The organism is Treponema pectinovorum, from assembly GCF_900497595.1.
GTDB classification, from domain to species: domain Bacteria; phylum Spirochaetota; class Spirochaetia; order Treponematales; family Treponemataceae; genus Treponema_D; species Treponema_D pectinovorum.
In genome coordinates, this window is the sequence record NZ_UFQO01000002.1 from 446,611 (window position 1) to 460,785 (window position 14,175).

Genomic DNA, 14,175 nt, shown 5'->3' on the forward strand with positions numbered 1-14,175 from the left:
CAGGTTATAAATGATGGTACAGAATATTAACGGAATAAATCCTCTTAACAGCGTACAGAACACTCGTCGTTCAAATGACACGGGCAAAACCTCATCTTTATCTGCTCCTGATTCAATTAGCGTTTCTGATGAAGCAAAAGAAGCTGCAAAGGCATATTTTTTGAGTCAGGTTGCCGAAGAAACTCCAGATGTGCGCTCAGAACTCGTTATGGCTGTAAAAGAAAAAATCAAAGATCCAAATTACATAAATTCAGCAGTGCTTGGTTCTACTGCCGATAAGATTTTGGACTCTTGGGGTTTATAAATTACTTGTTTATAGAATAAAAGAGGAAGCAGAACGAGGGTGTTCTGCTTTTTTTGTCCTTGGAGAATTGGCATGTCAGATTTTATATTTAGAGTTTCCCCGAATATCATAATTTCATCATATTCTGCGAGCAGGCTTGGCGAGTTTGCCTTGGAATACGGAAAAAGATTCATTTTGATTTTGGATCCAATTTTAAAAGCGGTAGGTATTGCTGATAAAATAACCCAATCTTTAAAAGACAGCAATGTTGATTATTTTATCTTTGATGAACTTGCCCAAGTTGCAGATTCAAAGACCGCTAGGCTTGCTATAAATCTTGCTAAAAATTCGCATGTACAAGGCGTAATAGCCGCTGGTGGTGCAAAAGCCTTGGGAATTGCTAGAGCAGTTGCAGCTTTTTGCTATGAAAGCGAAGATTTGTATGATTTTATTGACCAACCTTCTTTCCCTAAAAAAGCACCAATTCCGCTGATTGCTCTTCCGACAACTTGTAGAGCACCAACTTTATTTACAGACAAGATTCCTATTACAGATTCAAGAACACATCAAGTTAAACTCTTAAAAGTTTCTTATGGACTTTGCAAGGCTGCAATTTTTGATCCAAATATGACTGTAACTCTCACCGAACATCAAATAAATTCACTTTCGCTAGAAAGCCTTTGCCTTTGTGCAGAAAGTTATTTTTCGCAAAAATCGAATTTTTTTAGTGAGATGCTTGCAGAAAAATCCGCAATTCTTTTGCATTATGCTATGGACGGTGCGGACTCTCTTTCTATCACAACTCCAAAAGAAGAATTGTTGGTTCAAGGTGGTTGCATGGCAAGCCTTGCCGCAAGTATTTCATCGTTTGGACCGGCAGGAATTTTTGCTATTGTCATAAACGGTCGTTTTAAAATAAGCCGCTCGCTTGTAAGTTCAATTTTATTTCCGTATGTAATTGAAGACTGTGCAAAATTTAAAACAGAAAAAGTCGCTGCTTTTGCAAAACTTTTGGCTATAAAACCATCCCTTACATCTACAGGAGCGACAGAATCAGAAATCCTTGCAAAATCTCTTGCAGAAAATATCCGCCAGAGGATTGCAATGGCAAATCTTCCAACACGTTTAAAGGATTTGTCTATCACGATGGATCAACTTGCTCTTGCAGCACAAGACGCTTCGAGTCTGGAATATGCAAACTCTCTCCCGCGCTCAATGACTGGTGACGATCTTTTTGAGCTCGTAAAAGCGGCTTTTTAACTTATGATAGACCCTGGAAAATTGAGCCAACTCGAAGGTGGTCAAAAAAGACGAAAAATAGCTCTTACATTTGGCGCACTGGAACGCGATATTTTAGGAATTTCCGAAAAAGGTAACGAATACAATTACAAAAATATTTCTCGCGCTCAATATATAAAAAAGCTCATAGAAATAACCTTAAAGGACCCGCTTTTATCGGCGGACGCTTCCGTATTGTTAAAAAATGTTTTAAATGAAGAGCCTTTCGACGAAAAACGGGCTTGTAATCTTGCGCGCAATGCAATGTTTGCAATCATAGGAACTTTTCCTGCGGAGTGGGATTTAATAATCGCTCCGCATCCTTTGCTCAAAGATGAAAAAGGACTTGTAAAGGTGCGAGATTTTTTCCCCGAGGTTTACGTCTATGCAGAAGATATACGTTCGCCGTTTAATTTGGGCTCAATTTTTCGCAGCGCAGAAGCGTTGGGCGTTGAACAGGTTTTAATAAGTCCGCTTTGCGTGCCTCCAAATCATCCAAAAGCAGAACGCAGTGCAATGGGTTGCATAGAAACTTTGGGTTACCAAAAAATGAATTTGCAAGAATTGGGCGAATTTGCAAAACAAAAAGAAATCCCGATTTTCGTTTTGGAAACAGGCGGAACACCAATCGACAAGTTTGAATTTCCACAAAAAGGAATCTGCATAATCGGCTCAGAAGAATTGGGCGTAAGTCCACAATCGCTAGAAAAAGCGACTTATGGCTGCGTAACAATTCCAATGAAAGGCCTAAAGGCAAGTCTCAACGTCGGCGTTGCCTACGGAATTTTAATGCAAAAATGGGCCGAATCTCTTGAACATAAAAATTAAGACAGAGCACAATTTTTAGTCTCGACCAGCTTTCCGCCCTTCGCTAACGCTCATTGTGGCTTTGCCACAACTTCGGGGCTACAATCTGGGCTAAATATTTACAAAAAGTGCACCAGATTTTTTGTCTCGCCCCAGATTTTCTATGTTTTTTGGCATCTTAACTTTTAAAAGGTCGCCATTTTCTGGTCTTGAGTTAGAAATATCAACTGCCATAACAAGTCCAATTTCGCTGCAACAGTAATATCCATTCTTTTTTAATTCAGGCAAGCGTATAAAATCAGAGGCAACTCTAAGCACAAGGTTTTTATCATTCGGAGTTTTATATTCTTGCTTACTTCTTTTAGAAAGCACATAGCTTAAAACTGCTCGTTCTTTAGGCAAATTCGCTTTTTTAGAAAATTTTAAAAGCTCTTCTGGAGCAGTTTCTGTGTTAAAGGCAAAATTGCACCATTTTCCAGATGGGTTTGCAGTCGTTCTTCCTTCCATTGGGCACGAGTGGATATGTGGACACGGACTTACAGGCATAAAATTCAGCCTTATAAAAGAATCACGCATCAAACTTACAAGCCTTGCTGCATACGGAACACCAGGCTCTACAACAAAAACGGTCTGTTCTTTTTCACAATCTTTTTCAAAATAAGATTCAATTTCTTTCGTATATTTTTTTGCAAGAAAATCGCTTGGCATTTCGCTATTTTGCGCAATTTCGTTAAAGACGTTTGCACAGGTTATAAGATTTGGTTTTTCTTTTATGCTAGTTCCAATCGTACCTTTTACACGCACAATTTTCCAAGGCTCTTCGTTTTGTTTCAAAGTTTTTGCAGCGATCGCAAGGTAGATTTCTTCTCCTAAAGCAAGCGCATTTTGCGAAAGGTCTAAAACGTAAAAAGTCAATTTTTTTGCTCGCAACTCTGGGCAAGAAAGCCACAATGCAACAGGAACCGTTAAAGGACCGCTTCCAATATCAAGGCAAACATCTCCATCATTTAGGTTGAACGAATTTTTTGGCAAGTTTGCAAAAAGTCGAGTCAGCCGCACCAGATTCCACCACATAAAATAATTTATGTATGCGGCTATGTGAGCAGAATCGTTCATATATCCAAGCCTGCGAGAGTTCCGTTCGTCTGTAAGTTGATGGCTCAAATCTTTTATTTTGGACTCCAACAAAATTTGCTGTTTTTTAGAAAGTCTTATCGTCGAATTAACGATGGAAGAAAAGTCGTTCAATATTTGCAGTGCGTCTTGCGGAATATTTTTTTCGTCGAACATCGAAATTGCATTGGAAAGTGTTTTTGTGGACGGTTTTATATCTTTTGAAAAATCATCCCTTTTCGATTTTAAATTCGTGCTTTTCTCAGATTTATTTTTTTGCGATTTTTTGTCAGCGTTTTTTTCAAAAATACTCGCTTTTGATTTTTCGGATTTCGTCTTTTCGAGTTTTAATTTTTTATTTTTGGGATTTTGACTTTTTTTGCCAGAAGCTTTTTCGTACCATTTTGTTGTGTTTTGTTCCATATTTTGTGTACCTTAACTGGATTGTTATTTTCTGTATTTGCGAATTATCATATAGAGGTTTGAAAGTTCGCTTCTTATTTGCCTGATTGAGTCAAAAAGTTCTGCCTTTGAATCGTAATTTGCTGTTTCCCTTAAAATTTCGTCCCTGGCACCTTCTATCGTAAATTTTTTTTCGTTGATTAGATATTTTAAGCGGAGAATCAAATCTATATCGCGCTCAGAGTATATTCGCCTTCCGCCCAAATCTTTACGAGGCGCAAAACCTGGAATAACTTCTTCCCAGTATCGCAATATGTGAGATTTTATTCCTGTAATTTCTTCTGCTTCTCCAATCGAATAAGTCACAAATTCCCCTTGAAATTTAATTTTTTAAGTTGAAATTTATCGCTCGTCAAATCGATTTTCCCATTTTTTGCGGCTTTTTTTCATCTCCAGCATTATAGGAATAAAGTCGAATCCCAAATCTTCCCTTATGCGATTTTTTAAATATGTTACATAGCTTTCTGGAACATTGTCGGGGCTTGTCGCAAAAATTCTAAAGGCGATTGGATTTACGCTCGTCTGCGTCATATAGCGAATTTTAAAATGAATTGCCTTGGATGCAGGTGGCGGATAGCGAAAAAGCCAGTCGTCGAGAGCCTTGTTCAAGGCGGAAGTTTCTATTTTTGTCGTAAGCTGCTTGTACATTTTTACGGTTGCTTCCATAAGTTCTTTTACGCCATCTCCGTTTAACGCGCTAAGGCGAAGAATCGGAGCAAATTTCATCTGTCCAAACATAAATTGAATGTAATCTACAGTTTCTTTGTAGACTTTTTTTGTCTGCTCTTTTAAATCCCACTTGTTTAATACAAAAATTATTCCTCTGCCTTTTTCGTAAGCGAGCGAGCATATTTTTTTATCCTGCTCTGCAAGTCCCTGTTCAGCATCAATCATTAAAAATACAATGTCGCATTCGTCTAAGGTTTTTATCGCTCTGTTTACAGAATAGTATTCGACATTTTCTTTGACCTTTGCTTTGCGCCTTATGCCTGCCGTGTCCAAAACTTGAAAATTGTATTTTCCAAACGAAAATTTACCTTCAACAACATCTCTCGTAGTTCCTGCGTAGTCTGAAACTATCGATTTTGTTGTTCCTGTAAGCCTATTTGAGAGAGTCGACTTTCCTGTATTTGGTTTTCCTACTATAGAAATTTTTATGACTTTTTCTTCTTCGCCTTCTTCCACTTTAGAAAAGTCGAGTTTTGAAGTTACCTGTTTTGCCAATTCGCTAATGCGGTCTCCGTGATCGGCAGAAATAAAAAGAATGTCCGAAAAACCATATTTTAAATAATTCCAGCTTACGCTTTCGCCATTGCCACCTTCGCATTTGTTTATTGCAACTGTAACTTTATCCCAATATGGACGCAAAATATGGATGAATTCTTCGTCTTCGCCAGTGATTTTTCCTGCTTCCAAAAGTAAAATTATAGCATCGGCATTTTTTATGATTGAAAGCGATTTTTCTACAACCAAAGCGTCCATTTCGGCTTCGCGGCTACCTTCTATTCTGTCCAATTTAAATCCGCCCGTGTCTATAAGGCGCACTGGTTTACCGTCTATAAAGGCAGTTGATTCAACAGGGTCTCTTGTAACGCCAGGAGTTGGATCTACTATTGCAAGCCTTTTGTGCATAAATCGATTGAACAAGGTTGATTTTCCGACATTTGGACGGCCTGCGATTGCAACTGTGGGAAGATTCTTATAACTTTTTTCTGGAAAAAACTTTAAAGGCTCTGTGCTAGAAAAATCTTCTTCGCCGTATTCATCGCCATTTTGTATATCATAAAGTTCTGGGATTTCTTCTTGTAAAATTTCCTTTGCGGCCTGATTTTTTTGAGGCTTTGGTAACGAGAAATTTGGTTTTTGTTTTTTCATATCGTTGTATTTTACAACGAATTAAGTTGTTTTGACGAGATGTTTTGAAGTTCTTTAACAGAGTAGCGAGAAAGCAGTTCTTTTATAGGGCAAATCATCTTTGGACTCATGCTAAAATTTCTAACGCCCATTCCTGCGAGAACTAAGACGCTGGATTTTCGGCTTGCCATTTCGCCACAGACAGAAACATCGATTTTTGCTTTTTCGCCTTCGCTTATCGTGTTTTCTATCATTCTTAAAACCGCAAGATGAAATTCATCATACAGCGGAGCAACAGACGCATTTTCTCTATCAACTCCAATCGTGTATTGAGTAAGATCGTTCGTTCCGATAGAAAAAAAATCGCTCACTTTTGCAAGACAATCCGCTGTTAAAGCCGCCGCCGCAGTTTCTATCATGATGCCGATTGGAACATCGTTTTTAAATTCTATTCCTTCGGTTTTTAATTCTTCCCTTGCAGTTTTTGCAATCTCTAAAGTCTGTTCAACTTGTGTAACATTTGTTATTAGAGGCAGCATTATTTTTAAATTTCCAAAAACGCTCGCTCGGTAAAGCGCCCTAAATTGAATTTTTAGCTGGAGCGGATTTGCAAGGCTTAAACGAATTGCCCTTAAACCCATAAGTGGATTTTTTTCTTCTTTAAATTGTATTTCTGAAGAATTTATAAATTTGTCGCCACCTGCATCCAAAGTTCTTATCGTTACAGGCTTTTTGCCCATAGTCTCTAAAACCTTTTTATATGCCATAAACTGCGATTCTTCATCAAAAAGGTTTGAACGGCCAGCATTGGACTCGCTCATAAAAAGAAATTCTGTTCTAAATAGTCCGATTCCGTCTGCACCTTCTTGTAATGCTTGTTGCGCTTCTTCTACAGTTCCAATATTTGCAAAGATATTAAAGTTTTCGCCGTCTTTGGTTGCCGCTTTTACGTTGCGGAATTTTTCTAGCAGGAGTCGATTTATTTTTTCTTCTTCAATTTTTTTATTGAATTGAGCAAGAGCCTCGTCATTCGGATTTGAGATAACTTCTCCAGAGTCGCCGTCAACAACAACTGTTTCGCCAGTTTTTATCTGCGAAGTGATTTCTTCCAATGCAAAAACCGCTGGAATTCCGTAATTTCGCGCAAGAATTCCAACGTGGCTTGAAACTCCGCCTTCTGTAAGCGCAAGCCCTGCAATTTTTCTTTTGGAAAGGATTAGAGTGTCGCTTGGATTTATTTGAGTTGCAACTATTACGCAACTGTCTGGAATTGAATCCATATTGAACGGATGAAAATCCAGCAGATCGTCTAAAACTTTGCCAAAAATGTCGCAGATGTCCTGCGCACGTTCTGCAAGGTATTCGTTTCCGCTTGAACGCAATTTATTTGCATATTTTTCTGTCTGGCGGTCCAATACAAATTCAATATTCAAACTGTGGCTGTAAAATGCATTTTTTAGTTCTTTTAAGAATTCTGGGTCATTGAGCATCAAAAAATAGGTTTCGTAAAGTTGACTTTGAATCTTGTCGTTTTTTGATGCTGCAAGTTTTTGAGAAATATCTACCACAACATTTGCGAGCGATTTTTCAAAATTTTCCCATTGAATTTGTCTTTCGTTTTCTAATATTTTTCTGCGGGGAATTATTCGCTTTTCTTGTTTTGGAACAACAAAGGCTTTTCCTATGCCTATTCCAGAAGAAGCCGATGTGCCTAAAAAAACATTCATACAAGCACAGTTTAACTTCCAGTTTTGACAGTGTCAAACACTATGATTTTTAGCGTTGCAATTTGTCATTTGCGAGTGGATTTGCTTTTTGATATACTTTGAACAAATTTTTTATGGAGCGTAAAAAAATGTCAGAAAAAGATTTGTGTCCTTGTGGATCTGGTAAAAAATACGAAGAGTGCTGCGAACTCATAATAAAAGGCAAATCAAAAGCGCTAACTGCCGAAAGTCTTATGCGCGCCCGCTATACCGCTTATGTAAAACACGAAATTGACTTTATCATCTCTTCCTGCGAGGAAGGCGAAAAGATTGCAGAAATAGATCGAAAGGCAACTGAAGAATGGTCCAAACAGTCTACTTGGCACGGATTAAAAATTTTGAATGTAAATAAAGGTGGCGAAAATGATGATGAAGGTTTTGTCGAATTTGAAGCCTCTTATACAGATAAAAATAAATTAAAAGAAATTCATCACGAAAATGCTTACTTTAAAAAGATTGATGGAAACTGGATGTACGAAGTTGGCGATGTAAAACCTATGACAGTTGTGCGCGAAGGCAAAAAAGTTGGACGCAACGACCCTTGTCCTTGTGGCAGTGGAAAAAAATATAAAAAATGCTGCGGTAAATAAGACTTCATCTTTGTTGTACTCAAAAAAAACTGATTAAGTTTACAATTTTTTCTGAATATTAAAATTTAGATTCGCGATGGATTTTAGGACGATAGAATGGCTCAGATAATAACAGGATTTCATGCGATAGAAGAAAAACTAAATTATGCGCTGGAAAATGGCACAAACGAAGGCTTTTCTATCAAACTTTCAAAGACAGGCCCTAGAATAAAAAAAATATTGGAAGTTGCAAAAAAAGCAGAAATTCCAATTGAAAATACGGACTCAAAAACTCTCGATTCACTTGTAAAGGTTTTGCCAGAAGTTGCAAGGGAACATCGCGGAATCGTTTTGCTTACAAATGAGGCAAATACAAAAGCGGAAAATGCAATAGATTTTGACCAGTGGATTTTGCAGTCAAAAAAAGAAGATTCGCTACAAACTGTTTTAATCTTAGACAGCATAACAGACCCTCACAATGTAGGTGCAATAATTCGGTCGTGCGATCAGTTTGGTGTAAGCCTTGTTGTAATGCCAGAGCGGCACAGTTCAAATAATTTTTCTGAAAACGAAATAATTGCACGTTCATCGGCGGGCGCAAATGTCTATGTTCCTATTGCCATCGTAAAAAATTTGGTGCGTACTGTAAAAAGTTTAAAGGATGCAGATTTTTGGGTTTATGGGGCGGATGCTGGAGGAGAGAGCGTTCAAAAGCTCAAATTTCCGCAAAAAACTGCAATCGTAATGGGCAGCGAAGGCAGTGGAATTTCTCGTCTCCTAAAAGAAGAGTGCGATTCAATTTTGAGCATTCCAACTTGTGGCAAAATCGACAGTTTAAATGTTTCTGTGGCAACTGGGGTTCTCTTATACGAAAGATACAGGCAATCGCTGTAATTTTTTCGTGCTGATATTGGCTTGATTTTTGATGTTCATGTAAAAATTGCTGTATAATTTCAAATTATGATTTCAAATTTTTTGTTTGAAGATAAAAACTCTATAGATAGTCTAACAGGTGTTTATAACAGGACTGTTTTAGTTGAATATATTAATTTTCTTGTGGCAAACGATGTGCCTTTTTCGCTTGCGATTGTGGATATCGATAATTTTAAATATGTAAATGACACTTATGGTCATCCTTCTGGCGATAAAATCCTAATTGAAGTTTCTTCCAGATTAAAGGAAATTGTTGGCGATAGCGGAACTGTTGGGCGTTTTGGTGGGGATGAATTTCTTATCGTTTATCCTGAAATAAGTTCGTACGAGGATATTTGGAAAAAATACAGAAATATAATGGCGGTAATGAACAATTTTGAAATAAGAGAATTTCAAGGATTGTTTATAACAGTAACCGTTGGTGTGAGCCGATTTCCAGAAGATGATAAAAATTACGAAGGACTTTTAGAAATTGCGGATAAAGCATTGTATTTTGGTAAAAACAAAGGACGTAATTGTTTTATAATCTATCGTTTAGAAAAACATGCAGGTATTCAATTACGTAGCAAAAAGGATAAAACTTTAAGTTCGATGTATTTGCATGCGATGGTTTTTAGATTTTTAACAAAAAGTTCTGATATTTATGATGGAATTTTATCACTTTTTAATTTTTTAAGTTTTTATTATGCGATTGACCATCTTTGCTTGCAAAAAGGAGATAAGATAATTTGCCAGAAAATTCACTATCTTGCGTTAAGCAATCAATTTTTGCCTTTGAATTTAAGATTAGTTGAAGACAATTTGAGTGCTTCTACAGAATTCTTTTATGTAAATCATCTTGAATCTTTAATTTCTTCAAATCAAATGGAACTTTGTTCGCAATATGTTGTACAAAACATAAAGGCGGCTTTTTGCTGTAAGATTTTTGAAGATGATGATGGAGAGGTTTTTGTCTTGAGAGTTGAATCAACTTCAGAAAGGATATGGCAGCATGGCGAAATGGACATATACATAACTGCCGCAAAGATTATTGGCATGCTTTACCAAGATAGAAAATTTGCAATTTAACTTTTGACGAAAGAATTTTGTCGTTTTTTAAAGTTGGTTTTTCTTTCGCCAAAAATTCTTTGGATTTATTTTAAAATTTCTTTTACGGCTTCTGCAATTTTTTCATCCTTGCAGTCGCGGAAAAAGTATTCTGTAAAGTGTTCGCCTGCAAAAGAGCCTTTTACCAAATCTCTGTCTAAATTTTTAAGAATTTCTGTAAAAGACTTAAACGCAACTTCGCGCACAGAATCTAAAATCTTTTTGTTGCGCTGCTCTGGAATGGCTCGCTCTTTTGGATAACCGCCTCCGCTTGGTTCTGAAAAAAGTTTTTCAAAGATGTATTCGAGGTTTAAATCTCCGCCCCAACCAAAACCGAGTGCAAAAGGAATTGAAATCGCGTTTCCGTCGTTTATCTGTGCAAAAGTGTAAGCGTCCAGTGGATTTGCAACATGTCCGCAAATTACGCCAGGAAAACTGTTTAAAGCGAGCATTGCGCCTTCGCCAGTTCCACAGCCTGTTATTACATAATCTGCTGCTTTTGAATTTAAAAGAGTTGCCGCAAGAATTCCGTTTTGAACATAGGTCAACTGAACTTTATCTTCTTGAGCGTACATTCCGTAGTTTACGACAGTAAAACCTTTAGGTTCTACAACTTTTTTTAAAGCGTTTAGAATAAGGCTGTTCTTTGCAGCCTGCGAATTTTCGTTTATCAATGCAATACGCATTTTTTTTCCTCCAGAATTTTTTCTTAACTTTAACAGATATTTTTTATTTGTGGGATAGCGTGGAGTTTTGTTTTATGAAAAGCAGAAAATTGAAAAATTTTATTTTGTTTAAAATGTGATATTTTGGGAGATGCATTTTGATAGTCCCTTAATTTATGTAGCATTTTGTCTTACGGACTGCACTTTGCTTGTGATTACGGGGCGCTGCGGGGTGTCCCCGCTAGAGTGGGTAGCGGACAAGACCGCAAGCGCAAGCTGAGGACTTGGGAGCGCAGGGAGAGACTTCTCCCTCCTAAATCTTTAATTGTATAAAAGGCTCAATCTCATTATTATTATGTTTGAAAATTTTGCGGCTTCGGGGTCGCTTTTTTAAAGGTATTAAAATGGAAAATTCAAAAAGAACTGTAACTTGTGGTGAGCTTACCAAAGCCGATGTAGGTAGAAAAGTTGTATTGAACGGTTGGGTTAGCCGTACGAGAGATTTGGGTGCTCTTGTTTTTATAAGGCTTAGAGACCGCTATGGAATTACGCAGGTTACGGTTGGCGATAAGGCAAGCGAACAAGTTAAAAAGATTGCTTCTTCGCTAAAAAGTGAATTTTGTATTGCGGTTGAAGGGATTGTTTCTCCTCGCGCTGAAAAAGATATAAATTCCGATATGCCAACTGGCGAGATTGAAGTTGAAGCGAACGATATTGAAATTTTTACTGCGAGTCAGGAATTGCCGTTTTCAATTGAAGAAGTGCGCCAAAAGGATGGAACTCTGGTCGTTGCCAACGAGGATTTGCGTTTAAAATACCGCTATCTTGATTTGCGCCGTGAACCTATGCAGCACAATATAATTTTAAGAAGCAAAGTTTCGTTTGCAACCCGTGAATATTTAACTTCAAAAGGTTTTCTAGAAATTGAAACGCCAACCTTTATAAAATCAACTCCAGAGGGTGCGCGCGATTATTTGGTTCCTAGCCGCGTTCATCCTGGAAAATTTTATTCTTTGCCACAGAGTCCGCAGTTGTATAAGCAGATTTTGATGGTTTCTGGTTTTGATAAGTATTTTCAAATTGCTCGCTGCTATCGCGATGAAGATGCTCGTGGAGACCGCCAGCCAGAGTTTACTCAAATTGATATGGAAATGAGTTTTACGAACCGCGACGAAGTTCTTTCAACGACAGAAGGAATGATGGGTTATATCTTTAAAAAGACTTTGAATTACGATTTGCCGACAAAGTTTGACAGAATTTCGTGGGATGATGCTTTTGATTTTTACGGTTCTGATAAGCCAGATTTGCGTTTTGATATGAAGTTGCAGGATGCTGCTTTTATGGCAGAACTTTCCGATTTTAACGCTTTTAAAGCTGGAGCCGCTGCTTCTGATAAAAATATCGAAAGGCACAAGAGGAGCGGTTTAAAAGCTCTTGTTGTAAAAGATGTTGCAGACAAATACAGCAGAAAGCACATTGAACAGCTGGAAGCAATCGCAAAAATTAACCACGCAAAGGGTCTTGCCTGGATGAAAATCACTCAAGACGGTAAATTTGAAGGCGGGATTTCTAAATTTTTTGCAGGAAAGGAAGAAGAAATCTGTTTAAAACTTTCTGCGCAAAAAAATGATTTGTTGCTTTTTGTGAGCGATGAAAAATGGCAGACCGCGTGCGTTGCTCTGGGTGCGGTTAGAAAACAGCTTGGAAAAGATTTAAATCTCTATAATCCTAAAGATGAATTCCACTTTGCCTGGATAATCGACTTTCCGTATTTTGCGTGGAACGAAGAAGAAAACAAATGGGAAACAGAGCACCACATGTTTACTCTTCCGCAAAAAAAATACTGGGATACACTCGAAAGCGACCCTGGTAGCGTAAAAGGCGATTTGTACGACCTGGTTTTAAACGGTTATGAATTGGCTTCTGGTTCGATGCGTATCAACGATCCGGCTTTGCAACAGAGGATTTTCAAAATCGTAGGCTATTCTGAAGAAAGGGCGCAAAAAGCGTTTGGATTTTTGGTTCAGGCGTTTAAATTTGGAGCGCCACCACACGGCGGCATTGCTCCAGGACTCGACCGTCTTATAATGCTCATGTGCCATGAAGAGTCTATCCACGAAGTTATAGCCTTTCCAAAGAACAATATGGCTGCTTCTCCAATGGACGACAGCCCGAGTGCAGTCGACGAGCAGCAGTTAAAAGACTTGCACATAAACTGTTACGATGTTGAAGAATAAAAACTAAATTTGATTTTGAGCATGAATTGCATTTTTATTTTTGATGCGATTTATGCTGTTTGCAGAAATTTCTTTCATCCTTGAGCGACACAAAAATTGAACGATGTAAAAAAATGTTCAATCATTTTTGCGTTGTATTTTTAGGATGAAAGATTTTTTTTGAGTGTGTGGCAGGAGAGAATTCAAGCTCTATTCAATTACGAAAGTTCTTCCTTCTACGATAAATACATTGTGATTAAAATAGTGCTTTAAACCTTCTACCAAAACCTTGCGTTCAACATCTTTTCCTATTTCAACAAATTCTTTTATGGAGTTTGTGTCTTTTACTCGCACAACATCCTGAAAAATTATTGGACCTTGATCCAAATCTTCGTTTGCAAAGTGAGCGGTTGCTCCTATCAATTTTACGCCTTTTTTCCACGCCTGCTCATAAGGGCGTGCACCTTTAAACGCTGGCAAAAATCCGTGATGGATGTTTATCACTTTGTTTTCCCATTTTTTTGTAAATTCGGCAGTCAAAATCTGCATATAGCGAGCCATGCATACAACATCAATCTTGTAATCTTCAAGAATCGACTGCAAATCTTTTTCGCATTCTTCTTTTCCTTTTTTTGTGTCAATCTGAAAGTAAGGAATATGAAACTCCGTTGCAACGGCGCAGAGGTCTGGATGGTTTGAGATTATAACTGGAATTTCGCAGTCGAGCTGGCCATCTTCATGCTTTAAAAGAATTTCGTAAAGGCAATGGCTTGTCTTGCTGACCATAATTGCCATTCTCTGTTTTACGCTTTTATCGTAAATATTCCATTTTATATCGAATTGCCCTGCAACTTCTGCAAAGTCTGCCGTAAAAGAAGCAGGACTAAAAATATTGCCTTGCTCAGATGTATTTGGTGCTTCAAATTGAATTCTACAAAAAAATGCTCCCAAATCGACCGAGGTGTGCTGTGCCAAATTTAAGATGTTTCCTCCGTTGCGAGCGATGCAAGAAGTTATTGAAGATATGAGTCCGCTTTTGTCAGGACAGGTTGCTGTAAGTGTGTAAATGCTGTTCATTCTAAAATCATACAGAAAAAATGCTTGTTATACAAATTTAAATCCTTGCCTTTAATCTGTGCTATA

The 14,175-nt window shown here is 37.7% G+C and carries 13 protein-coding genes; 7 read left to right on the forward strand and 6 right to left on the reverse strand.

Going from position 1 to position 14,175, the window contains the following annotated elements:
* The first annotated feature begins 10 nt into the window (after positions 1-10).
* The 3 genes from FXX65_RS04385 (at position 11) to FXX65_RS04395 (ending at position 2,389) form a co-directional block, all read left to right on the forward strand.
* On the forward strand, positions 11-304 hold the full coding sequence (locus FXX65_RS04385) for a flagellar biosynthesis anti-sigma factor FlgM (protein WP_147613594.1): 294 nt from the start codon (positions 11-13) through the stop codon (positions 302-304).
* Between the two features lie 72 nt (positions 305-376).
* Complete coding sequence (locus FXX65_RS04390; protein ID WP_147615259.1) at positions 377-1,543, forward strand: iron-containing alcohol dehydrogenase; 1,167 nt, start codon at positions 377-379, stop codon at positions 1,541-1,543.
* 3 nt (positions 1,544-1,546) lie between these two features.
* Positions 1,547-2,389, forward strand: a complete 843-nt coding sequence (locus FXX65_RS04395; RefSeq protein ID WP_147615260.1) for a TrmH family RNA methyltransferase — start codon at positions 1,547-1,549, stop codon at positions 2,387-2,389.
* Between the two features lie 90 nt (positions 2,390-2,479).
* Here the strand turns inward: FXX65_RS04395 and FXX65_RS04400 are convergent, their stop codons facing one another.
* From FXX65_RS04400 to ptsP, 4 genes are read right to left on the reverse strand one after another with little or no spacing between them, the layout of a single operon-like run.
* Complete coding sequence (locus FXX65_RS04400; RefSeq protein WP_147615261.1) at positions 2,480-3,904, reverse strand: small ribosomal subunit Rsm22 family protein; 1,425 nt, start codon at positions 3,902-3,904, stop codon at positions 2,480-2,482.
* 24 nt (positions 3,905-3,928) lie between these two features.
* Entirely contained in the window at positions 3,929-4,249 is a 321-nt protein-coding gene (locus FXX65_RS04405; RefSeq protein WP_147615262.1) for a MerR family transcriptional regulator, read from the reverse strand.
* A gap of 36 nt (positions 4,250-4,285) precedes the next feature.
* Positions 4,286-5,818, reverse strand: a complete 1,533-nt coding sequence (gene der / locus FXX65_RS04410; protein ID WP_147615263.1) for a ribosome biogenesis GTPase Der — start codon at positions 5,816-5,818, stop codon at positions 4,286-4,288.
* 11 nt (positions 5,819-5,829) lie between these two features.
* A complete protein-coding gene (gene ptsP / locus FXX65_RS04415; protein ID WP_147615264.1) occupies positions 5,830-7,524 on the reverse strand; it encodes a phosphoenolpyruvate--protein phosphotransferase in 1,695 nt (564 codons plus the stop codon).
* Between the two features lie 128 nt (positions 7,525-7,652).
* On the opposite strand from ptsP, the gene FXX65_RS04420 reads away from it, so the two are divergent.
* From FXX65_RS04420 to FXX65_RS04430, 3 genes are all read left to right on the forward strand, one after another.
* Positions 7,653-8,153, forward strand: coding sequence for a YchJ family protein (locus tag FXX65_RS04420; RefSeq protein ID WP_147615265.1), 501 nt, complete (start codon positions 7,653-7,655; stop codon positions 8,151-8,153).
* A 96-nt stretch (positions 8,154-8,249) separates the two neighbouring features.
* The gene (gene rlmB, locus FXX65_RS04425; protein WP_147613602.1) at positions 8,250-9,026 is read left to right on the forward strand and encodes a 23S rRNA (guanosine(2251)-2'-O)-methyltransferase RlmB; all 777 of its coding nucleotides are present in this window, start codon (positions 8,250-8,252) and stop codon (positions 9,024-9,026) included.
* A 66-nt stretch (positions 9,027-9,092) separates the two neighbouring features.
* Complete coding sequence (locus tag FXX65_RS04430) at positions 9,093-10,133, forward strand: GGDEF domain-containing protein (RefSeq protein ID WP_147615266.1); 1,041 nt, start codon at positions 9,093-9,095, stop codon at positions 10,131-10,133.
* A 65-nt stretch (positions 10,134-10,198) separates the two neighbouring features.
* Here the strand turns inward: FXX65_RS04430 and FXX65_RS04435 are convergent, their stop codons facing one another.
* Complete coding sequence (locus FXX65_RS04435; RefSeq protein WP_147615267.1) at positions 10,199-10,837, reverse strand: RpiB/LacA/LacB family sugar-phosphate isomerase; 639 nt, start codon at positions 10,835-10,837, stop codon at positions 10,199-10,201.
* A 383-nt stretch (positions 10,838-11,220) separates the two neighbouring features.
* Here FXX65_RS04435 and aspS point away from each other — a divergent pair, with 383 nt between their 5' ends.
* Positions 11,221-13,053, forward strand: a complete 1,833-nt coding sequence (aspS, locus tag FXX65_RS04440) for an aspartate--tRNA ligase (protein WP_147615268.1) — start codon at positions 11,221-11,223, stop codon at positions 13,051-13,053.
* 189 nt (positions 13,054-13,242) lie between these two features.
* Here the strand turns inward: aspS and purU are convergent, their stop codons facing one another.
* Positions 13,243-14,109, reverse strand: coding sequence for a formyltetrahydrofolate deformylase (purU, locus tag FXX65_RS04445; protein ID WP_147613606.1), 867 nt, complete (start codon positions 14,107-14,109; stop codon positions 13,243-13,245).
* Positions 14,110-14,175 lie beyond the last annotated feature (66 nt).

Coding starts and splice junctions, on each gene's coding strand:
- FXX65_RS04400 (WP_147615261.1), bottom strand. CDS start 3,904: ATGGAACAAAACACAACAAAATGGTACGAAAAAGCTTCTGGCAAAAAA.
- FXX65_RS04430 (WP_147615266.1), top strand. CDS start 9,093: ATGATTTCAAATTTTTTGTTTGAAGATAAAAACTCTATAGATAGTCTA.
- der (WP_147615263.1), bottom strand. CDS start 5,818: ATGAAAAAACAAAAACCAAATTTCTCGTTACCAAAGCCTCAAAAAAAT.
- FXX65_RS04420 (WP_147615265.1), top strand. CDS start 7,653: ATGTCAGAAAAAGATTTGTGTCCTTGTGGATCTGGTAAAAAATACGAA.
- rlmB (WP_147613602.1), top strand. CDS start 8,250: ATGGCTCAGATAATAACAGGATTTCATGCGATAGAAGAAAAACTAAAT.
- ptsP (WP_147615264.1), bottom strand. CDS start 7,524: ATGAATGTTTTTTTAGGCACATCGGCTTCTTCTGGAATAGGCATAGGA.
- aspS (WP_147615268.1), top strand. CDS start 11,221: ATGGAAAATTCAAAAAGAACTGTAACTTGTGGTGAGCTTACCAAAGCC.
- FXX65_RS04435 (WP_147615267.1), bottom strand. CDS start 10,837: ATGCGTATTGCATTGATAAACGAAAATTCGCAGGCTGCAAAGAACAGC.
- purU (WP_147613606.1), bottom strand. CDS start 14,109: ATGAACAGCATTTACACACTTACAGCAACCTGTCCTGACAAAAGCGGA.
- FXX65_RS04390 (WP_147615259.1), top strand. CDS start 377: ATGTCAGATTTTATATTTAGAGTTTCCCCGAATATCATAATTTCATCA.
- FXX65_RS04395 (WP_147615260.1), top strand. CDS start 1,547: ATGATAGACCCTGGAAAATTGAGCCAACTCGAAGGTGGTCAAAAAAGA.
- FXX65_RS04385 (WP_147613594.1), top strand. CDS start 11: ATGATGGTACAGAATATTAACGGAATAAATCCTCTTAACAGCGTACAG.